This is a genomic window from Pseudoalteromonas sp. A22 (genome assembly GCF_018141345.1).
Lineage (GTDB): Bacteria > Pseudomonadota > Gammaproteobacteria > Enterobacterales > Alteromonadaceae > Pseudoalteromonas > Pseudoalteromonas maricaloris.
The window spans coordinates 599102-620194 of sequence record NZ_CP047237.1 but is presented as its reverse complement, the minus strand read 5'-3'; the positions used below and the strand labels follow the sequence as shown (position 1 = coordinate 620194).

Below are 21093 nucleotides of genomic sequence, written 5' to 3'. Positions count from 1 at the left end.
TCGCAACAGACTATTTGCATAGGTAAATTTGGCGGCCAAGATTGCTGCGAATTCTATCCAGATTCTCAGTAATGTCTATAGTTTTGGCCGCAAATATTTGCATTTTTTATAAACAGGTCTCGGCGATACATTTATTGCTAAATGCTAAGAGTTACGATGATTCTCTGATCTGCAATGAAACATCCACCAAGGTTCTAACGGCAGGCTGTGATTTGTTTAAAATTTCGGACAGTGTATGGCATGTCCGCTTACCGATGTCGTCGGCATCAATTCTGACGCTCGTTAATGCGGGTTTCATCAGCTGGGAGTCTTGCAAGTCATCAAAACCGACAACTTTGATGTCTTCACCAGGTACCAGTCCATGTTCGCGCATGGCTTCAATTGCACCGTATGCAATGACGTCACTAAAGCAAACGATAGCTTTTATCTCTTTATGGTCAGCGATGAGGGTATTAAACGCTTCTCGGCCCCCTTGGCGATTGGTTGGAGCAGCGATCGCAGGTTGCGCTTCATTTAATCCGTTGAGTTTTAGCGCGCTTTGGAAACCAGACAGTCGCTCATGGTAATCAGAGATTTCAGGGGTACCACCCAAAAAAGCAATGTTTTTTATGCCTTGCTCAATGAGGTGAGTCGTTGCTAGGTGAGTCCCTTTTTTATTGTCAGGTAGAATACAAGGGGCTTTCGCGAAGGCCACTTCACGCATAATGGTAATAACTGGAAATCCAGAGTCAGCCAATTGATCAAGCCACTCTCGCGGGGTGCTTGGTGCGGGCACCATGACAAAGGCACAAACGTTGTATTCTTTAAGTGTGTTAACCACCTGGCGCTGGCGATTAAAGTCTTCGCCTGTATTGACCAGCATAGGTACCATACCTAATGCATAAATATGCTTTTCTAATCCGACAGCAAGCTGAGCAGAGTAAGGGTTAGTTAAGTCGTTGATAACAACCGCAACAAGATTAGACTTTTTACTACGTAGCGCTGCTGCATCGCGATTATAAACGTAGCCCAGTTTTTCGATGGCTTTTAATACTTTTTCTTTACTTTTATCGCTGACTTTATCGCTATGCGTTAGAACGAGGGATACTGTTGATTTAGAAACTTGTGCCTCTTCGGCAACATCGAAAATGGTAACCTTAGCGAGTTTTTTATCGTTGTTCATGCTAATTCGTATCAATTATGGCTGGTTAAGTGACTAAGTGTACATCAAGTTTTCATCGCATTAAATCGCAAATCTCTGCACATTTCCCGATAATCGTTATATGATCATCCGTTAAACGCCGAAGATAGGTAAATACAGTGAAATTATTAAAACAAATCACATTTATCATATTAATGACTACCGTATCATATACGGTATGTGCACAAGGGCAAGGCTACATGACACCTTCTCCAGAGCTGGCAAAGCTTGTTGATGCACCATTGATCCCTACATCTAAATTGAGTGCGAACGGTAATTGGTTGGCATTGTTACAGCGCAATAGGGTGCTTACGCTCGAAGAGCTTGGGCAGCCAGAGCAAGCGCTTGCGGGGATAAAGTTCAACCCGCAAACTTTTATGCGGACCTCCAGCCGCCAATATAGCTCTATTGAGTTTAAACATGTCGCAACCGGTGCCTTAATTAAGGTGACAGGTCTACCTAAAGGCAAGATCAAGTCGCCAAGTTGGAGTGCAGATAGCCGCTATCTCGCGTTTATTCTTGAACAAGAAAATAGTGCTACGCTTTGGGCTTACGATATTGAGCAGCGCAACCTTAAACAGCTCACTCAATCAACTTTAAATGGCGTGGTGACTTCAACGCCATATCAGTGGTTGCCAGACAGTACTGCGATTATCGCAAATATTGCTATTAATCATGGCAAACAGCCAAGCGCAAAAGATAAATCTAGTCTAACACCAATAGTACAAACCACATCTGGCAAAAAAGCATCGACACGCACTTATCAGAATTTGTTGTCTAGTCCCTATGATATTCAGCTATTTAAGTTCTATTCTGAGGGGCAGTTAATTAAGCTAAATCTTAATGCTAGCGCGCAGCAAATTGGTAACCCAACCTATCTTAAACACTTCTCTGTTTCGCCAGACTCTACCAATCTAGTGGTCGGTATGATGGCCGATCCTTTCTCATTCCAAGTGCCTTACAGCCGTTTTCCTGCGGTATGGCAGGTGTGGGGGATGCGCGGTTATCCATTATTTGAAGTGGCAAGACAACCACTAGCCGACGCACTGCCAGCGGGCTTTGATAGCGTAAGAGAAGGCCCTCGCAAGATCCAATGGCGTGACGACCATGGCGCGACGTTAATATGGGCCGAAGCGCAAGATGGTGGGGACATGAGTGCGAAGGTTGATTACCATGACCACCTTTACACGATTAGTTCGCCATTCAAAAAAGAGCCTGAACTTTTCGCAAAAGTAGAACGTCGTTTTTCGAGTATTGAATGGGCCGATAACAATGTTGCGATTTTGAATGAATGGCGCTTTGCCGATCGCAGTGTTCGCTCTTCTGTATTTTCTCCGCGCAATCCAGAGCAAAATCGCGTGGTGTTTTCAGAGCGCAGTTATAATGATGCATACAAAGATCCTGGCAACTTTGTATATGAAAATAGTGATTTAGGTTCAAGAGTGTTGAAGCTAGTTGGAGGCAGGTATTTGTTTTTAACGGGCGACGGTGCATCTGAGAAAGGCAATATTCCTTTTTTAGATCGTTTTGACGTAAAAACCAATACTTCAACTCGTATTTGGCAGTCGAGCGAACCTTATTACGAACGAGTGCGTGCAATGTTAGATGACGAAGGTATGCGCTTTATTACTGTGCGTGAATCACGCCAAGAGCAACCTAACTTTTTTGTCCGTGACTTACAGTTTGATACTTTGGAGCAGCTAACTAAGTTTGCGCATCCTTATCCTGCATTTAAAGGCGTTGTAAAAGAGCAAATCAAGTACAAACGTGATGATGGCGTTGAGTTATCTGGTAATCTTTATCTTCCTACAGATTATGACCCATCAAAAGGTCGTATACCTGTGTTGATGTGGGCTTATCCGCTTGAGTTTAAAGATAAAGCCGTTGCCTCACAGGTGCGCGAATCGCCTTATCAATTCCCATATATTGGCTATTGGGGACCTATGCCGTATTTAGCAAAAGGTATTGCTGTTTTTGATGATCCGACGATGCCGATTGTGGGGGCTGGTGATACGCAACCTAATGATACATTTAGGCAGCAATTGGTTGCGAGTGCGAAAGCAGCTGTTGATACCTTAGTGGAAAAAGGTATAGCAGATCCTAAGCGCATTGCGATTGCAGGGCATTCGTATGGGGCGTTTATGGTGGCTAACTTACTTGCCCATAGTGATTTATTTGCCACTGGCATTGCACGAAGCGGGGCTTATAATCGCACCTTGACGCCATTTGGTTTTCAGGGGGAGCCGCGTAACTTCTGGGAAGCGCAAAACGTCTATGCCAGTATGTCTCCTTTCTTTCACGCGGAAAAAATCAACGAACCTATGTTGATGATCCATGGAGAGGAAGATCCAAACTCAGGAACTTTTCCTATGCAATCTAAACGTATGTTTGCTGCAATGAATGGCTTGGGTGGTAATGCTAGGCTGGTGATGCTGCCAGAAGAAGGCCATGGCTATAAAGCACGAGAAAGTATTTTACATGTACTTTGGGAGCAAGAGCAGTGGCTTGAAAAGTATCTGTTCCCTGAGAAAGAAGAAGCAATCCCTGAAGACACGTCAACAGATGAAATGATCTCGGTCGCAACGGAAGCGACAGTTAACTAACAGTAAATCGATACAATGGAGGGGGTAGTAGATCTACTCCCTCTATTTACCCTATTCAATTATACGAAACTTAAGTTTCCTACTCTTTACTGGATACTGAACTGCCGACGGAAGCGGTAATTACCATAAAAATGGCAAGCCATTGCCAAACAGTCAGCAACTCTCCAAGAATTAAAAAGCCAGCCAACGCCGCAACAGCAGGTTCAACGCTCATTAAAATACTAAACCCTTGTGCGGGCATTTTTCGAAGCGCTACCATTTCTAGGCTATAAGGCAGGGCGCTGGATAATAAACCAATTGCGATACCTAATGGGATTAGTGACCAATCAAGCAGTGCAGCACCTTGAGACACCACGCCAAACGGCACGATAGCAAGGGCTGCAACCGTCATGCCGATTGCCACAGTCACCCCGCCGGAGCTTTCATTGCCTGAGCGCTTACCGTAGAGAATATATCCAGCCCAACAAGCGCCAGCAACTAAGGCTAAAGCAACACCGACTGGGTCTAAGCCATTGACATCGCCAAGATCTGGTAACAATAGCAAGATCCCCAAAATAGCAAATGCAACCCACAAATAATCACGTTTCCGTTTAGATGAAAACAGCGCTACGGCGAGCGGCCCAGTAAACTCTAATGCCACACCAATGCCAATAGGGATACGTTCAATGGCATAGTAAAAGGTGATATTCATGCCGCCCAAGCACAGGCCATAAACGATGAGTGGTCGCCAGTTTGTTGGTAAATGACGCCAAGGCTTGAACACCAAGCATAAAATAAGAGCTGAAAATCCAAGGCGATATGCTGTGGTACCCTCTGGCCCCACAAACGGAAATAACTGCTTGGCAATAGAGGCACCGGATTGAATGGTGACCATAGCGCAAAGTAGGCATAAAATCGCAATGACAAAGTCGCGGCTAAGTAGTGGCATTGAGACCCCAATAAGATAAATAACAAGCTTAAAAATGGCGATATAAGGCTAGTCTAATCGTGTCTAAATAATGGCTCAATTACTTTTGTATATTTTATGCCTTTCTTGGTTTTTGAAATGGTTATTTGTTGATTTGTTTACTTTTAATTTTCAATGTTTTCTTTTTATTATCGTTCCAATTTTGTTTACGTACTCAGATAGTTAAGCCAAGCACTTTCATGTTTTTGCATATTTTTATGCTTTTTCGAGTCTAAGTGCGCGAGCTTATCGCTGTCATTGATAAAAGGGCCTGCTCTACAAATGGTACAGTAATTATCACCCAGGTAGTCAGGCACTTTGAGCTTTTCTTTGATGGCGTGAGCTGGGTTAACAGACCAGTAATAGCTAATACCGCTGGTGTCTTTTACGTGTTTATCACGGTCGACATTGCGAATTTGATACTCTGGGAACTGTGAAATCTCAAATCGAGATTGGCCGAGGTAATATTGCTCAAGTCCGTTGACAAGGCTGCCTTCTAGATTCCACTCAATATAGGGCTTTACGTCCTTTGAGGTAATGATCCCGAGCTGAGCGCCATCTGGGTCAAGTGCATAAGCCGCTGCGTTTATTAAGAATTCTCGCAGCAATTTCCGATTGAGACTGTTAACGCTCAAGGTCTGGTTTTGGAAGCTTTCAAACGAACCAAATGCAGGAATGAGAGGAAATTGAAAAATAACTGCATCAAAGGCATGCGACGGCACATTTTGCCAACAATGTGCCTCAGTGACATCAAATTGAGTCACTACATTTACCCCTAAATCATGCAGCTTATCAAATGCATTATCTTGATATTTATGCTTAAGTTCACTTTCACTGTCGTAAACACTGGCAGTAAGATGGGCTGGAGCAAAATGTTTTGCTAATGAATATGAGAAGCTTAAATCGCCGTCACCAACGGTAAGAATACGCCAGTTTTTATCGAGTATCATGTAACAATCTAAATCAGTAAAAGGAGGAGTTTATCAAATCCGGCTATTATCTTGTAGCAATTGGCTCTTTTATTAGTTTAAAGCCAACTAGACAGAATACACCAGCCAAAAACCAAATCCCTCCAGCCACAATTGCAAAACTGGTAGTTTTTTCAGGGAAAACAATGGCTAGCGGCAGTGTAATTGCTCCCCTTACTAAACATAACGTTGAAATAGTAAAGATGGCGGGGCGAAGCATAGGTAATGGTTTGATCCACTTGAGGGCGGAAAGTGCGTAGGCGGCAGTGGTTAGAAATAATGCGGAGATAAAAACGGTTGCAGTAGGCGCATACCAAGTGCCTGCGATGGCGGAGTCGATAATATCTGCTGGAGCAAGTTGCGCGCGATAGCAACTAGCACCCAAATAAATACATGAAAGATGTGCAACTGCAGTAAAGATAGCAATACCCGCAAATGTTGAAAGGAAAATACAGCCTATTATCCTTTTAGTCTGGTATTGCATTGATTTCCTTTATTTATATCGGAACGGTGTAGTACCATTATTTGTCTATTATAAGCGTTTATAACTCAGCATACCTAAATGAAGAGTTCTCTTTAAGAAGTAGTATACACGTAAAAAAATACAGAGGAATAAGTGCCCAAAATGTATACGAATAGGAAAACTCGCTGCCAAAAGCCGTCATTACACACCCAACTAAAGGCATTGCAATGCCCAGAAAGTAATAAGCTCTGCTTTTATAAAGCCAACCAAATGGAATGAAGTGAGAGCCAAAAAGAATGGCGAAGGCAAAAGGGAACCAATTTGGGACTAATTGAAATACTAAGATTAATACTGGCCAATATAAAAATTGGGCGCATGCTAACACCGTCCCTAAGTTTGATAACGGGGGGTGTTTAGCAAATGGATTGACTTTGAACATTTTTGAGATTAGGAAGGCTATTGGGAATGTACTTCCGGTTGCAAAAATCACCATGACCAAAGCTTGTCTTTGCGGCATAAAATGAATGGCTAAAGTACAAAAGCAAATTACCATTAAACCTGCAAATGGGAATCCTATCCCTTTTTTAGTTAGGTTTATTAATTCATCTCGGTTGTCCATAATATCTCCCTGAGTCAGCCTTTTGCTCTCTCTAGCCATTGGGTATTAACCTTATCGTACCTCTGAAATTCGCTTTCGGTTGCTATGTGTCTGTAAAGAACTTGCTTATCAATGCCCTAGTTGGTCGAGTAAGTCCATTACTTCAACGCTGGCATGTTCCATTTGGTTAAGCTGTTTTACTGCGCCTTGAGAATCACCTGCTTTAAACTTTTTCATTGCTTCTACACCAGCTCTATGGACTTCTTTATGCGGAGCTTCTAGGCGTTTAAACGCATTGTGACCACCAAACTTTTGGGCGCCATCGCCACCAAACCACTTACCTAAGCGGCACATCGTATGATCGGCAAAGTCACTGATATTTTTATGGCTATTGCCAATAATAACGTTGTATACGTCTCCTTTCCAAACGACATGATCGAGCTTTACGGTCTGGATAAAGGTTTGAGTAGTAGAGACCAAAATGGTGTCTTTCATTGAATCACAACAACTTACTATTCCTTCGTATTCATCGTTTAGGTGTCCAATACTGTCAGATAGGGTGATATTAGACGCTTGAATTTCTTCCACGGCACTCACGGTTGTATGAGTCGTATCGATGATCTTTTTGACCAGATCGGAGACTTCGTTGGCGGACTCGTTGGTGTTGGTTGCCAGTGCACGTACCTCATCGGCGACAACCGAAAAGCCACGGCCAGCTTCACCCGCCCGGGCGGCTTCAATAGCAGCATTAAGCGCTAACAGATTCGTTTGATCTGAAATTTTTGAAATCGTCGTGACAAAGGTATTAATACTATCGGCCATCTGTGATAGGCCAGAAATATTGGTGGTCATTCTGTCCATATTGCCGCCGAGCTGCTCCATTCCCGTGAGTATTTTACGCAATGCGGTTTCAGATTTAGAAAAGGCGGAGTTTACTTGCTCAATTGAATGGCTTTCTTCTTCAATACTCATAAAGCTTGCAAGAACGGTTTCGCGGATCCCTTGCACTTGGCTTAATCCAGTCAATGCACACTGCAGTAGTTGATTGTCAGTATTATCATTGAGTGCAGCTTGTGAACTTACAACTTCTTGTTTTAATGACTCATTTTCAGCAACTAATTGCGCATTCGCATGTTTTAAACTGGCAATCTCTTGTTGCGCGGCTAATAAGGCTTGTTGGGTTTCATTGTTTGTAAATAGTTTTGCAAACACGTTATTTTCCCTTGTAACTTGATATTAACGCAAGCTTAGCAATCATTGGAAAATAGTGCTACTTCTTTAGGTTTTAAAAAAGCTATAAATTTAGAGAAGTTAGCGTAGAATTGTGATTGGATTTTGGCGCGCTGAGCGTCATTGAAATTGAATCAATAAAACTGTGTTATGATGTTATCCTCGAGCACTAGATCTGAGTGATTTACCGCGTTTATCGCCATACATATGCTCATCGGCTTCGTGGATGATGAGATCAGCTTGTTTAGCTGGGTCAACTTTGACCATTCCAATACTGACGTTAATTTTGTAATCGTGTAATCCCTTTAATAATGCCGCTCTTACTTCGTCTGTATCTGGAAGCACCGCATTAATATAGGCAATAAATTCGTCTCCCCCGATACGAAAGCTGTAGTCTAAGCCAAAGTAATCTTTCATATTCTGCGTAAACTTAATCAAAACCTCGTCGCCAATATGATGGCCATAGTTGTCATTCACCTGCTTAAAATTATCTAAGTCGAGGTAGAGTAGCCATTGATTATCAAAGCGATGTGTTTGCAAGCCTTCAAAACATGCGCGACGACTGCCCACGCCTGTCATCGCATCATGGTTAGCTTCATACCGCATCCGCTCCTCTAATAATCTTCTTCTCTCTACTTCTTTTTTTAGCTCTGTAATGCTGGCTCTTTTGTTGGTGATCATGCAGTAAAAACCAAAGCTGATGAGTAAAAAACCGATATTTTTTAAAGAAGTGTCAAAATTAAGTAAGGGAATGGAAAAACCGTCGGTAAAATTATCAATAATATCAAGGAGTAGACCCGCACAATACACAAGTAGGGCAAGGCGTAAGAACGGATTTGCGATTTCTCTGGTGATCAAATTGAATAAAGTGAAAGAAATACCGAACCAAAACAATTCTTCGTAGCTCTCGTATTCGTAGTGACCAATATAGTACATGTAGCCACCAAAAAAGATGATGGCTATCCATATAACTAAGGGAGCTAACGCGTGTTTGATCAAAATACTTTGGCTTCTGGTGCTTCAGTTATCTTTAGTTATAGTTAATTGAGCTTAAGAAGCAAGCCGCTTATGCGTTTAACTCAAGTGCTTGAGCAATCATAAATAGATGGCTAACAAAAACGAGAGAAGTCAGTACTGTTCGCATTTTTTGATAGTCTTTATGATAGTCACCCCAGCGAGACGAACTGCGCTCTATAAAATATACAAGCCAATATGCGATAGCGAGATAGAGAAGCAGCCATTGTGGTGCTGCAATACTAAGTAAGGGATAAGGGATTACCACAATCACGGCCAGTATCGCTTGTTTGTAGGTTTGCTCACCTGCACGCCATAAATTTCCGGCCATAAAAGCTAGAATCCCTAGACTGTAAAACTGAAAAGCATGAAGCACGTCACTTGATACACCTGTCATTAGCGTCCACGCGATACAAGCCAAAAAGGGAATGAAGCCAAAGTAACCAAGTTGAATATGATTGAAATACGGGTGCATAGTCACGCTCTGCTGTAGTTAATTGCTGGGATCATACCGTAATTATCTTATTTTTATACTCTTATGCTGAATTAGTTGATCACTTAAAAGAGAGTTATCGGTTTTTTCGATTACAGTGATTCAAACAATCCATTTTATTTAATTATCACTTCCCCTTATCTTTGTACTCAAGCCAAGGCGAACAGTAATCGCCAACATTATTTTAAACTAAACAACAGTGAGGAAAGCGATGAGCACTTCATTAATCAATACTAAAATTCAACCATTCAACGCAACTGCATACCATGGTGGCGACTTCGTAGAAGTTTCTGAGCAAGACCTACTAGGCAAATGGTCAATCGTATTCTTTTACCCAGCGGATTTCACTTTCGTGTGTCCAACAGAGCTTGGCGACTTAGCTGACTACTACGCACAGCTACAAGAAATGGGTGTAGAAGTTTACTCTGTATCGACAGACACGCACTTCACGCATAAAGCATGGCACGATGCGTCAGACACCATTAAGAAAATCCAATTCCCAATGATTGGTGACCCAACAGGCCGTATTACTCGTAACTTCGGCGTGATGATCGAGGAAGAAGGTCTGGCACTTCGCGGTACTTTTGTTATCAACCCAGAGGGCGAAATCAAAGTTATCGAAACGCATGACCTAGGTATTGGCCGCAGCGCCAAAGAGCTAGTACGTAAAGTACAAGCTGCTCAATACATCGCATCTCACGATGGTGAAGTATGCCCGGCATCTTGGCAGCCAGGTGAAGAAACATTAGCGCCTTCACTAGACCTAGTTGGCAAAATCTAATTTGTCAGGGGAGTGCGATATGCACTCCCATCTCAACCATCTAGATGAATCAAATTCATCGTTTTTGCGAATTTTTACTGTAGTTTCTGCAGAGGGTTACCTTATATGTTAGACAACCAAATTAAAACTCAACTACAAAGCCACTTTAGCTCTCTACAACGTCCGATTGAACTCGTCATTACTGTTGATGACAGTAAAAAATCGCAAGAGCTAAAAGGGTTAGCACAAGACTTAGCGTCATTGAGCGACAAAATTACTTTATCTGAATCAAGCGAAGGTGAACGTATCCCACAGATGGTGGTGCGTGGCGTTGAAACAAAGAGCGAAATTACGTTTGCCGGTGTGCCTATGGGACATGAGTTTACCAGCTTGGTACTTGCATTATTGCATTCAGGTGGCCATGCCACTAAAGCATCGGCAGACGATTTGGAACTGATCAGGAATATAGATAACGCATTGAACTTTGAGGTTTACATCTCACTGAGTTGCCAAACTTGTCCGCAAGTCGTACAGGCCTTGAATCTCATGGCGGCTGTTAACCCAATTATTACCACCACCATGATTGATGGCGCTTTGTTCCAAGAAGAAGTGGAATCACGCAATATCATGGCCGTGCCAACCGTGTACTTAAATGGTGAGCAATTTAGCCAAGGCGCAGTGAGCCTGAGCGATATACTACTCAAATTGGATAGTAAAGCTGGTGAAAAACAAGCGGCATTACTTAACGAGAAAGACGTGTTTGACGTGCTCGTTGTAGGTGGCGGCCCTGCTGGTGCATCAGCTGCAATCTATGCTGCTCGCAAAGGGTTAAATACAGGGGTAGTTGCGGAGCGTTTTGGCGGCCAAGTTGCCGATACTTTGGGCATTGAGAACTTTATCTCAGTGCAAAAAACCGAAGGTCCTAAGTTGGTTGCACAGTTAGAAGAGCATGTTAACCAGTATGGCGTTGATGTGATGAAGAACCAGCGTGCAGCGGCAATTAACAAAGGTGAAACCATTGATATCACACTTGAAAGCGGTGCGGTATTAAGGGCCAAATCTCTAGTCTTGGCAACAGGTGCACGATGGAGAAGCATGAATGTACCCGGCGAAACCGAGTACAAGGGTAGAGGTGTAGCATATTGCCCGCACTGTGACGGTCCATTATTTAAGGGGAAACCTGTTGCAGTCATTGGTGGCGGTAACTCGGGTATTGAAGCGGCTATCGACTTAGCAAATATCGTTGAACACGTCACGGTATTAGAATTTGCCGATACGCTCAGAGCTGACGAAGTGCTGATCAAAAAGGCGAAAAGTCTTGCTAACGTTACCATTATTAAAAACGCACAAACCACCGAAGTAGTTGGTGACGGCAATAAAGTAACGGGTTTGAACTACACAGATAGAGTGAGCGGCGGATCGCATTCATTACCATTGGCTGGCATTTTTGTACAAATTGGGCTTGTACCAAATACTGAATGGTTAAAGTCGAGTGAAGTTGCACTTAGCCGCTTTGGCGAAATCGAAATTGATAGCAAAGGTGCGACTAGTCTAGCGGGCGTTTACGCCGCAGGCGATGCAACCACCACACCGTTTAAGCAAATCATAATTGCGATGGGTGGTGGAGCGACAGCAAGCTTAGGCGCTTTTGATTACCTAATTCGGTTAGGACAAGACGACGAGCAAGCTGCTTAACTTCTCGCATTACTGGAAAGAATCATTGCAACAATACACCCATGCAATGCTCCCAAGCCACACTTCAACAGTGTGGCTTTTTTTGGCTTAGGTTTCTAAGACTCATCGCTGCGTAAAGCATCTCCTACTCCAAATTGTATAGTGACTTGTGGGTGGCGGTTTATCCGGCGAGAGGTTACTAGCTTAGCTAATAGGATTTTGGTTGAATAAGAAACACAAGATCGCTGCGTAAAGCAGCTCCTACTCCAAAGTGTAGTGTGTCTTTGGGCTTTCTAGAAAGCAAAAAAGCTTTGAATTGTCCGTGCTGTCGCCTCTTTGTCGCCAAGCTTTCACTTATTTGGCGTTTTAAACTTCATATTTTTAGGGTATTACTTAATAACGCTAGGGAATAGATATAAGTGTAAAAAATGAAAATTGATGCCGCTTTAATAATCAGGCAAAGGATGCTCAAGGGGTGGACCCAAGAGCAATTAGCTGGTGCTTCTGGTTTAAGCAAAAGAACCATTCAGAGGGTCGAAAGAGAGGCGAGTGCTTCCATGGAAACTCAGAAGGCACTAGCTGCCACTTTTAATTTAGCTTATGCGAGTCTTACTCTTAAGGAGGCTAGAGTGATGAAAAAATATGAATATAAAACAGTTGAATTACCATTTAAATTGCGCTTTTTTAAATCAGGGACACCAGACGTGCAGTCGCTATTAAATGCTGAAGGGCAAAATGGCTGGCAATTAAAACAGGTTGTTATTCCTGCATCAGGCTTTGGTGAATCTGATTCCATGGTTGTTATTTTGGAGCGAGAGACAGCATAACAGAGCTAGTGTTGGCTCGTCTGTTTACCGGTCGTACCATCACTTCAGATCTGGTTACTATCCATGCGTTGTAATGGCGCTGCCGATATAAACTGCTCAAAATGCTCACACCAAATAATAACGCTTTGAAACTGGGCCAGATCAACTTGGCGATACTTGGGCAGCACGAACTGCGAAAATTGGTTAATGTTGGCAATTTCCACCATGGTGTGTTTTTGTGCTTTAAAATCGGCTTCTGTTTCAATAAATGTTTTGGCGAGGTAGAGGCGATAATCAGGTCCAGGGGCTATCTCACCCACAAATGCAATGTGGTTATCCGTAAAATAAATCTCACCAGTGGCGTAATGTAATGCGTCTGAATCTTTAAGCTCCTTTTTGAATTGGCCTTTGTATGTTGCGGCTTTACTGATCTCAAGTATTTCTGTGTAGCTAGCCGCCGGAGGTTGCGTCATTATCGGTAAAGTGTACACACCCATAATAAACCCTATGATAAACACCACAATGAGCAATAGTAACGTAAATAGCGTCCGCAAAATCATTTCCAAGTGAGCAATAAAGTCAAAGTATAGCCAAATTATAAGGCTCTAGTAGAAAAAACGACTGCGTAAAAAAAGGGTTGTTTTTAATTTTGTTGATAAGAAAAAAGTGCTTTTATTAAATGTAATTTAGTACCCAATGTAGATAAAACTTTACACAGAGTAGTGCCTTCTGATTGTTAATTATTAGAGAATAAAGTATTTCAATTGTTTTTATTATTGTAATAGTCAGAGTAAACAGGTGTTTAGGCCGGAACTATGGTGTAAAGGTGTTTTTAATCTAACCATAAAGTGCTGAATGTAATTAATAATCTCATCTATTGTTATTGATTTTTGCTTGGGTAAAATGCCTCGAGTTCGAGTTGATGCTCATAATAAGATTAACTTGGATACTTTTTTGTTACAAAAATGAAGGCGAGCATGCCATGGACGTGCGATAGCTTATCAGTTGTTAAAAAATGACAGCGTTGTTTTTTACTGCCGAAGTACAGTGGCGTGACCAAGATAAGTTGTGTTTATCAACGAGTAAAATCTTAGTGCGTAGAGCAAGACTGAATTTCGTGTGACAAGCAACAATAGATTCTCGCTCATTCTAATCTTAATCGAAGTGGCGGTGGTCACTTCTCTAATACGAGTAGAAGAAAATGAAAAACTCTATGTTAACAGTCAGTATTGCCATGGCACTTGGCATGGCTGCATCGAACGCATTTGCACATGGTTATATGGATAGTCCAAAGGCAAGACAAGCGATTTGTGAGGAGCAGGGCGGATTTTGGTGGCCAAAAGATGGAAGCAATATCCCAAACGCAGCATGTCGAGCAGCTTACCTAGCATCTGAGCATGTGCAGTTTATTCAAAAGCATGAGTTTGCAGCAAATGTTCCGGATTATTTTAATCTGCAAGCGGTACAAGCTGTTGTTCCTGATGGACAACTTTGTGCGGGTGGCGACAGAAACAAAGCGGGTATGAATATCGCGTCGAGTGAGTGGCAAAGAACTGCGATAACGCCAGATGCTCAAAACCAAATTAAAGTGAAATTTCGTGCAACAACGCCTCACAACCCTAGCTTTTGGCAGTTTTATCTCACCAAACCGGAGGCGGATATTCAGTCAACGCCCCTAGCGTGGCAAGATTTAGAGCTAGTGCAAGAGTATGGCAATGTAGACTTCTTCGTCGCACCAGACGGTAAACGCTATTATGAAATGCAGGTCGCGGTGCCGAGTAAATTCAGCGGAGATGCTATCTTATATACGCGTTGGCAGCGTGATGATGTTGTAGGTGAAGGCTTTTACAATTGTAGCGACGTCACCATAGTACGAGATACTACACCGACTGAGCCGGTAAGTTGGACGTCTGCTGGTTTTTTTATCAAACAGGGTCAACTGGCTAATTTAGGCGATACGGTATGGCTACGCGTGTTTGATGGTGATGGGCAAGAATTGGTACAAGAAAAACTGTCGATAACACAAAGTAATATCAATCATTGGGCTGCGCAATTTGCTAGCACACTTAATAATAATCATGCGAATACGCTGCAAATTGGCGTACAACAAAGTGACGGCAATATTGTATTTGATGCTGCGCAACTCGCTGCTAATCAGCTGTTTGTAAGTTTTCCCCAGTACACTTTTAACCTTTCAATTCTAGCTAAGCCACAAAACCGCGCCCCTGTGGTTCATACCCCTGCCGATATCACGCTAAAAGAAGGCTCAAGCACATCACTTCATGTTCATGCGTTTGATGATGACCAAGATCCACTCACCTTTGCATGGCAGATCCCTGCGCCACTGAGTTATAGCGGTAGCGGTGCAACTATCACGTTGGCTGCGCCTGAGGTTCAGCAAAATACCGACTATCAGGGGCAAGTCACCGTTTCTGATGGCACGTCTGAAAAAGCTGTGAGCTTTACCATCACAGTGACTAACCAAACCGCGCCACCAAATGGTGATACGTGGCGTGCCGATCAAGTTTATACCGCTGGCGATACCGCAGTGTATCAGGGAAAAAGCTATCGTGCTAAATGGTGGGTAAAAGGTCAGCAGCCCGATCAAAGTGATGCGTGGGAGCTGGTCGATAAGTCCGATGCTAGTAACACATGGAATGCCAATAAGGCATATACAGGCGGCGACAGAGTGAGTTATCAAGGCGTTGAATATCAAGCGCGCTGGTGGACCAAAGGTCAACAACCAGACAAGCACTCAGTATGGCGCAAGCTGTAGTCTAAAACCCCGCTGAAAAATCACTGGTAGATACCACTGCCAGTGATCTTAATCTCAAATGCAAGTGTAGCAGTGTTGATTTTTAGACAGACGTTAAATTTATAAAAATGCAATATAGAAATTTTTAGTCATTTTATTTGAGTTTAGTTGTAAAAAATATTTTCTCACTATTTAGCTGGGTTTTTAAACTTATTAAATAAGATGTTATTGTGATTTTGTGTATTTTATATTTGTTGTGATATTTTCATTTTTGCAATTTATAGATTGGTGCGTATTTATAGGTTTTTAATTTATATTTTCGTGGTTTGGTTGAGTTTTTTGTTTTCAATGTTGTTATTATGTTGGTTTTTAATTAAAAGGAAATTTCATGAAAGTTTTATCTATTGGTGCGTTATTATTCGCTATAAGTACAACAGCTTTTGCTGGCAATCCAACGAGTGTAGGTGATGTTGTTGCTCGAGATCTATCAATTTCAGGCCTAGGTTGGGCTGGGCACGTTGGGATCTGGGACGGTTCAAAAGTACTTGAAGTATTGAATGATAACACTGTCATTCACAAAAACACGCTGAGTAGCTTTAAAGGTGCTTCCTCATACTGGGGCGCAAAGTACGGTCGCGGTACTAGGCATGGAGAAATCGTTGAAGCTGGGTGGGCACAACGTAGCTTTGATCCAGAATATACAATCACAGCACAATATACAGAAGGTAAATGGGTATATAAAAATGGTAGTTTTGTAAAAGTGAAGGCAAAGTTCCGTTGTGATACTTTTGTAAACTACTCATACAAAAAGGTTACTGGCGAGAATTTAGTTACCGTTTTTACTCCGAGAAATCTTTATAATAGCTTCCCAAGCACTAGGTAATTCGAGGTGGATATGAAACTAATTGCAAAATATGTAGCATTATCTTTATTAGCTGTTTTTTTGGTTGTCATTTATTTTGTATCCACAGCAGAAAAGGAAGTAAAAAAAACTGCACAAAATAATGAGACCGTTCCTTTTATTAGCCAGTCCGAGCTCATAGCTACACTTCCCGATTTTTATGATATGGATGTTAAATTAACAGATAAAGAAAATAATAAAATGTTAGATTTAGCAGATACGCTTAGTTTAACATTAAAGAATAGTTTTGGTACAAAGGCTATGCTTGATTTTGAAGCTGAGCTAATAGAGCTATTAAAAGATCCGAATATATCAAGAAAAGATAAAATAAGTATATTGTGGAATATGGTACAGCAGTTAGGCGTGGAATCAGAGCAAGGCTTGTATGTGCTTGAGTATATGAGTACCTTGGCTCCTATTGAGCTGTCCAATGAGTTAATTTTGCTATTCGAAAGTGCATCAGAGCGGGCAAAATTTGGCTTACTAAATGTACTTGAGACTATCTTACTGGTTAATGGAGAAGAGGCGAAAGTTTCTGCCATGCATTTATCAGAAGTAAAGCAGCAATTACTCGATGTAATTAGTGGTCAGCTAGCCAATGTGGAAGATCCTACATTAGGCTTTTCAATTCTTGAGGCTGTTGTTGGTCACCTTCCTTTTGAGAAAGCCAAACTATTGATAGATGACCAGTTTGTGATATCAGAAAATAAATCTAATGACGTATCAAATGATGCTATCAGAGCAACAAAAGCTGGAATTTATAATCGTCTCGCATTGGCTAACCCTCAATCAAGGACTGAATTTTTGCCGCAATATATTGAAACTCTTAATAATGAGCCGTTACAAAAGGTAGAGCGAGAGTCGCTAAGGCAAGATCTCTTTAATATCATCAGAATAGATGAGTTTATGAATGAGGCTCCGCATGAGTTTAAGCAAACGGTGAATGCATTTTTGGCACGAGACCTTCCTGTGATGGACATCGACAGTGCTGAATTTGATTACGATGCCGTAAAGCTGTATTCAGATTTGTCAATTGCGATGGCAAAATTGAGTGCATCGGCTCAACGCTCTAGTGAGAGCATATATACACAACAGATTAATGCAGCTAAAAGCCCACTTGAGCAAGCGATTTTGATAAGTCGTTCACCGTATCAGCTAAATGAATTATTAACTGATGAATTTACCCGAGCAAGAATTAGCAATGACTTGCGAGCAGAGGCCAAGCGGATAGGTGCAGATTCTGCCTATGCTGATTTGCTAAACGATGCCGCATCTCGGTTGTAGGTAAACGCGTTGTAGCCACCTTTGGTTGGCTACAACACTTACTACGTAATCACAAATTACATTAACTGCTGTGGTTTGATTTCAATATTAGCACTATCAGAACTTACCCATACTTCGCCATCTTGAATGGTAATAGTGAGCTTGATGCTACGATCTGCTAATTGGGCTAAAGCCTGAGTCGCACTATAATCCAAACTGAAAATACTCAGATTTTTAAAGTCGTATAATTTAGGCTGATGTTTTTGCCACCAAATAGCTTGATTATTTTCACCATAGGTGTAAAGGATCACTTGCTTTGATTTATTGCACGCTTTTTTAAGGCGCTTTTCATCAGGCAGTCCTAGTTCAACCCAAAGCTCAATCTCTTCGCTGTAATTCTTAACCCATAGCTCAGGTTCATCGTCAGCGCACAAGCCTTTAGTAAACTCAAGTCCCTCACAGGCATTTAGTGCATAAGCAAGTAGCCTGATCATTAACCGTTGTTCGTTTTCAGAAGGGTGTTGAGCTAGCGTTAAATTAAAGTCTTGGTAAACATGTCTGTCCATATCACTGAGTGATAGTTGGGCTTTGATAATAGTAGATTTGAGCGCCATAAATTTGCTTAAAAAATTTTTACGCCAGTATAGCGGGTTGAGATAACAATTTACAGAATGTGATTGTGGAAATGAAACACAGCCTCGCAATGAGACTGTGCTTATTTGAATTGCTTAACGTTCTAGCAGTTAATTACAGTTACTTGATATATGCCAAATATTGGGTAACGACTCTTGTAGTTTGCTTACTTGAGCACAGTCGATACTTGGGTTTCCATATAAACTTAAAGATTCTAGATTGGTCAAACCGAATAGCGGTGACAGATCTGAAATGTTGCTATAGTCCAACTCTAAACGGGTAAGGTAGGCGTAATTTTTTATTGTACTGTAGTTTGTCAACTTAGTATTATCCAAGTCCAAATAAGTTAAGGTAGTAGGCAAGCCAAAAAGCGCAAAGTCATATACGGTTTGGTTGTACGTATTTAACTCAAAGGTGGTCAAAGACTGAGGAAGTGTAGCTTTAACCGTTAGTTCACCTGTGAGTCTATAGATGTCTAGATTCTGTAAGGTGTGGAGCTGAGCTAAGCTAGGATCTCGTAACAACGAACTATTAACTGAGCCATCCAGTCTTAAAGTCTTAATTGCTTCAAACTGTGTAATCCCATTAAATGATTCAATTGCTGAGCCATCACAATAGAGAGAGGTATTACGTACTGCATCTTGATATCTTTGATTTTTAATACATTGCTTAAATGCTTCATCGGTAATTAAGCTCAAATCGACCGGCTTAATAATACAGTTAGAGTTAGAAATATTTGTTGTTACACCATCGAGAGATTTTAATAGCTCCTGATCATCACAATAAATGGCACTACTTTGTATTTCAAGTCTTTCCAGATTGCTTAAACTGGCAAGCATGTCTGCTCTAAAAAACGTAGAAAAGCTGCTTAGTGTTAATGACTTCAACTTGGTTAATGATGCGATGTCAGAGATGTCAGCCGCTAGAGAGTAGTTAATAGAGAGAGTTTCTAAGTTTTCAAATTGAGATATCTGAGTGATATCTTCTAGCTCTTTAAAGCCGCTGATCTTGAACGATTTCAGGCTCGAGTTTGAACCTAGATAATCGAGAGTAGTGATTTTCTCTTCATTATCATAATAGTGACCTTTTGATAACTCAACTGATTCGAGCGCGGGGAAGTTAGTCAAGTTCACCATGTTTGAATAGCTGCTGCCCTTCACGTTTAGTGTTTTTAAGCTTGAAAATGTTGTTTCACTTGAAGCTTCAAATAAACTAACTTCAAGGTTAAGTGTTTCTAATGCATGCATTTTACTTAACGTATCTAGTGCAAAGTTTGAGTAATCGCTGTCGACGGTGAGGTCGCGCATATTTTTAAGCTCAGACAATGCGCTAAAATCCGCGTTATTATCCAATTCACGAATATACAATTCGGTTAGGTTTGGTGTGAAACTTAGCCAGCCTAAATCATTAATGTTATGCAGGCTATTAAGCTTTAATGATGTTAACTGCGGCATCGCTTGCAAAAATCTCAGAGAAGAAAGGTTTAAACTCTTCAAAGACAAGGATTGCAGTTCCGTTAAAGTTGATAGCTCACTGGCATTATCAACGCTTAAATTGTTTAATGACAGAGAGGTTAGCTTCGTATTACTAATGATGTCCGCAATATCAAGCTCAACATTGCTATAATAAGTACTAAGACCTAGTTTTTCCAACTCACTAAATTTTTCTAAGAATGAGAAATCTTCAATCCGCGTTCTGCTGAGTACGAGTGTTGTCAGATTTGTTTTGGCTTCTATTGCTGTTGAATCAGCGGCTTCGATAGTATCAAGTGTTAATGCCGTGAGGTTAGGTATGGCGCTTAAAAATGACAGTGAGTCCAGATCATTTATGTATGTCAAAGATAAACTCTGCAAGTTACTAAAGCGTTTTAGGGTACTTTTATCATCAATGCTTAGAGAACGTAGGGTCAAACGAGTGAGCTTATCACTTGGAAGTTCACTGAGCTGTATAGTTTCATATTGGCTACTATAGTTTTCTATTTCAAGCGTATGAAGTTGCGTAAAGCCTGATAGATCTAGCATCTGGAACGCTAGGCGTTTGCCAGAGCTATCTTCTTTGTTTTCAATAATAGACAAAGACTCAAGTTTGTTAAGCTTATTAATTTGTTCTAAACGTGCATCATTATTTGAGCTGTGCTCAGCTGCGGCAAACGCGTTATCGAGCTTTAACGCGGTGAGCGTAGAAATTTGAGCTAACTCTTCGAGATTATCCAATTCTGCGTTTTTAATAGACACGGTTGATAAGCCGCTAATATCCGACAGCCCTGATAATGTTACAATTGGGTAGTCTGTACATTCCACAATGGAAATGCCCACATCTTGATGTGTATCTGATAAACATTGCGCCAGCGCCGCGTCTGAAATCGTTAAGCTTGAAAGTGGAGCGTAAGCATTTAGGTTGACAGTAAATTCTTGTGAGCTTGAGTCTCCTTTATCGTCTGTCGCAGTTAACTTAAACGTTAACGTGGTCGCTTCATTGATGTCAGGTGCACGAAATTCGAGCGTTTCGTTATTATTGTTTATCAGCTCGACTGTTGTTCCTGCCGTTTGCTCCCACAGCAAAGTTTCAATCGCACCATCTTCATCTGTTACGGTCGCAACGGCTGTGATTGAGTCTCTTTCCATTGCAGTAATTGGTGCTATGGTCGCAATTACTGGTGCTTTATTTGTTGATGTGACTGGTGTATTGCCTTTGTCACTGCCACTACCGCCGCAAGCTGCTAGAGTGGAGGTGAGTAATGAGGTTACGATTCCCTTGTATATAGCGCTTTTAATCATCTTGATATCTTATCTTGTTTTATTAAATA

18 protein-coding genes are annotated in these 21093 nt (G+C 41.5%); 7 read left to right on the top strand and 11 right to left on the bottom strand.

Annotated elements, in window-relative coordinates; translation table 11 throughout:
- Positions 1–151 precede the first annotated feature (151 nt).
- On the bottom strand, positions 152–1162 hold the full coding sequence (locus GSF04_RS02445; RefSeq protein ID WP_045989296.1) for a LacI family DNA-binding transcriptional regulator: 1011 nt from the start codon (positions 1160–1162) through the stop codon (positions 152–154).
- A 137-nt stretch (positions 1163–1299) separates the two neighbouring features.
- Between GSF04_RS02445 and GSF04_RS02440 the strand changes: the two genes are divergently transcribed.
- Complete coding sequence (locus GSF04_RS02440) at positions 1300–3783, top strand: prolyl oligopeptidase family serine peptidase (protein WP_211857446.1); 2484 nt, start codon at positions 1300–1302, stop codon at positions 3781–3783.
- A gap of 79 nt (positions 3784–3862) precedes the next feature.
- Here the strand turns inward: GSF04_RS02440 and GSF04_RS02435 are convergent, their stop codons facing one another.
- The 7 genes from GSF04_RS02435 to GSF04_RS02405 form a co-directional block, all read right to left on the bottom strand.
- Positions 3863–4711: a DMT family transporter gene (locus tag GSF04_RS02435; RefSeq protein WP_039491207.1), complete on the bottom strand. Its 849-nt coding sequence runs from the start codon at positions 4709–4711 to the stop codon at positions 3863–3865.
- Between the two features lie 185 nt (positions 4712–4896).
- Entirely contained in the window at positions 4897–5679 is a 783-nt protein-coding gene (locus tag GSF04_RS02430; protein ID WP_211857445.1) for a Rossmann-like fold-containing protein, read from the bottom strand.
- Between the two features lie 46 nt (positions 5680–5725).
- Positions 5726–6181: a hypothetical protein gene (locus GSF04_RS02425; RefSeq protein WP_211857444.1), complete on the bottom strand. Its 456-nt coding sequence runs from the start codon at positions 6179–6181 to the stop codon at positions 5726–5728.
- Positions 6182–6239: 58 nt separating this feature from the next.
- Positions 6240–6818 (bottom strand): hypothetical protein, encoded by a 579-nt coding sequence (locus tag GSF04_RS02420; protein ID WP_069021786.1) that lies wholly within the window; start codon positions 6816–6818, stop codon positions 6240–6242.
- A gap of 69 nt (positions 6819–6887) precedes the next feature.
- Positions 6888–7970 (bottom strand): methyl-accepting chemotaxis protein, encoded by a 1083-nt coding sequence (locus GSF04_RS02415; RefSeq protein WP_069021784.1) that lies wholly within the window; start codon positions 7968–7970, stop codon positions 6888–6890.
- A gap of 174 nt (positions 7971–8144) precedes the next feature.
- Positions 8145–8924, bottom strand: a complete 780-nt coding sequence (locus GSF04_RS02410) for a GGDEF domain-containing protein (protein WP_017218245.1) — start codon at positions 8922–8924, stop codon at positions 8145–8147.
- Positions 8925–9054: 130 nt separating this feature from the next.
- The gene (locus GSF04_RS02405) at positions 9055–9477 is read right to left on the bottom strand and encodes a DUF3429 domain-containing protein (RefSeq protein ID WP_211857443.1); all 423 of its coding nucleotides are present in this window, start codon (positions 9475–9477) and stop codon (positions 9055–9057) included.
- A 229-nt stretch (positions 9478–9706) separates the two neighbouring features.
- Here GSF04_RS02405 and ahpC point away from each other — a divergent pair, with 229 nt between their 5' ends.
- From ahpC to GSF04_RS02390, 3 genes are all read left to right on the top strand, one after another.
- Positions 9707–10276, top strand: coding sequence for an alkyl hydroperoxide reductase subunit C (gene ahpC / locus GSF04_RS02400; protein WP_010377859.1), 570 nt, complete (start codon positions 9707–9709; stop codon positions 10274–10276).
- A gap of 105 nt (positions 10277–10381) precedes the next feature.
- Entirely contained in the window at positions 10382–11950 is a 1569-nt protein-coding gene (gene ahpF, locus GSF04_RS02395; RefSeq protein WP_211857441.1) for an alkyl hydroperoxide reductase subunit F, read from the top strand.
- A gap of 407 nt (positions 11951–12357) precedes the next feature.
- Complete coding sequence (locus tag GSF04_RS02390) at positions 12358–12756, top strand: DUF4177 domain-containing protein (RefSeq protein ID WP_211857439.1); 399 nt, start codon at positions 12358–12360, stop codon at positions 12754–12756.
- 44 nt (positions 12757–12800) lie between these two features.
- On the opposite strand, the gene GSF04_RS02385 is transcribed toward GSF04_RS02390, so the two are convergent.
- Complete coding sequence (locus GSF04_RS02385; protein ID WP_211857437.1) at positions 12801–13295, bottom strand: DM13 domain-containing protein; 495 nt, start codon at positions 13293–13295, stop codon at positions 12801–12803.
- Between the two features lie 641 nt (positions 13296–13936).
- Here GSF04_RS02385 and GSF04_RS02380 point away from each other — a divergent pair.
- From GSF04_RS02380 to GSF04_RS02370, 3 genes are all read left to right on the top strand, one after another.
- Positions 13937–15511 carry a lytic polysaccharide monooxygenase gene (locus GSF04_RS02380; protein ID WP_211857435.1) on the top strand — a complete coding sequence of 525 codons (1575 nt, stop codon included), beginning with the start codon at positions 13937–13939 and terminating at the stop codon, positions 15509–15511.
- Positions 15512–15878: 367 nt separating this feature from the next.
- Positions 15879–16373: a hypothetical protein gene (locus GSF04_RS02375; protein ID WP_130127242.1), complete on the top strand. Its 495-nt coding sequence runs from the start codon at positions 15879–15881 to the stop codon at positions 16371–16373.
- A 12-nt stretch (positions 16374–16385) separates the two neighbouring features.
- Positions 16386–17675 (top strand): hypothetical protein, encoded by a 1290-nt coding sequence (locus GSF04_RS02370; protein WP_211857433.1) that lies wholly within the window; start codon positions 16386–16388, stop codon positions 17673–17675.
- A 56-nt stretch (positions 17676–17731) separates the two neighbouring features.
- Here the strand turns inward: GSF04_RS02370 and GSF04_RS02365 are convergent, their stop codons facing one another.
- Positions 17732–18268, bottom strand: a complete 537-nt coding sequence (locus GSF04_RS02365) for a YaeQ family protein (RefSeq protein WP_069021772.1) — start codon at positions 18266–18268, stop codon at positions 17732–17734.
- A 129-nt stretch (positions 18269–18397) separates the two neighbouring features.
- Positions 18398–21064, bottom strand: a complete 2667-nt coding sequence (locus tag GSF04_RS02360) for a hypothetical protein (RefSeq protein WP_211857431.1) — start codon at positions 21062–21064, stop codon at positions 18398–18400.
- Positions 21065–21093 lie beyond the last annotated feature (29 nt).

Coding starts and splice junctions, on each gene's coding strand:
- GSF04_RS02375 (WP_130127242.1), top strand. CDS start 15,879: ATGAAAGTTTTATCTATTGGTGCGTTATTATTCGCTATAAGTACAACA.
- GSF04_RS02360 (WP_211857431.1), bottom strand. CDS start 21,064: ATGATTAAAAGCGCTATATACAAGGGAATCGTAACCTCATTACTCACC.
- ahpC (WP_010377859.1), top strand. CDS start 9,707: ATGAGCACTTCATTAATCAATACTAAAATTCAACCATTCAACGCAACT.
- GSF04_RS02370 (WP_211857433.1), top strand. CDS start 16,386: ATGAAACTAATTGCAAAATATGTAGCATTATCTTTATTAGCTGTTTTT.
- GSF04_RS02445 (WP_045989296.1), bottom strand. CDS start 1,162: ATGAACAACGATAAAAAACTCGCTAAGGTTACCATTTTCGATGTTGCC.
- GSF04_RS02405 (WP_211857443.1), bottom strand. CDS start 9,477: ATGCACCCGTATTTCAATCATATTCAACTTGGTTACTTTGGCTTCATT.
- GSF04_RS02410 (WP_017218245.1), bottom strand. CDS start 8,924: ATGTACTATATTGGTCACTACGAATACGAGAGCTACGAAGAATTGTTT.
- GSF04_RS02420 (WP_069021786.1), bottom strand. CDS start 6,818: ATGGCTAGAGAGAGCAAAAGGCTGACTCAGGGAGATATTATGGACAAC.
- GSF04_RS02365 (WP_069021772.1), bottom strand. CDS start 18,268: ATGGCGCTCAAATCTACTATTATCAAAGCCCAACTATCACTCAGTGAT.
- ahpF (WP_211857441.1), top strand. CDS start 10,382: ATGTTAGACAACCAAATTAAAACTCAACTACAAAGCCACTTTAGCTCT.
- GSF04_RS02430 (WP_211857445.1), bottom strand. CDS start 5,679: ATGATACTCGATAAAAACTGGCGTATTCTTACCGTTGGTGACGGCGAT.
- GSF04_RS02380 (WP_211857435.1), top strand. CDS start 13,937: ATGAAAAACTCTATGTTAACAGTCAGTATTGCCATGGCACTTGGCATG.
- GSF04_RS02385 (WP_211857437.1), bottom strand. CDS start 13,295: ATGATTTTGCGGACGCTATTTACGTTACTATTGCTCATTGTGGTGTTT.
- GSF04_RS02435 (WP_039491207.1), bottom strand. CDS start 4,711: ATGCCACTACTTAGCCGCGACTTTGTCATTGCGATTTTATGCCTACTT.
- GSF04_RS02425 (WP_211857444.1), bottom strand. CDS start 6,181: ATGCAATACCAGACTAAAAGGATAATAGGCTGTATTTTCCTTTCAACA.
- GSF04_RS02390 (WP_211857439.1), top strand. CDS start 12,358: ATGAAAATTGATGCCGCTTTAATAATCAGGCAAAGGATGCTCAAGGGG.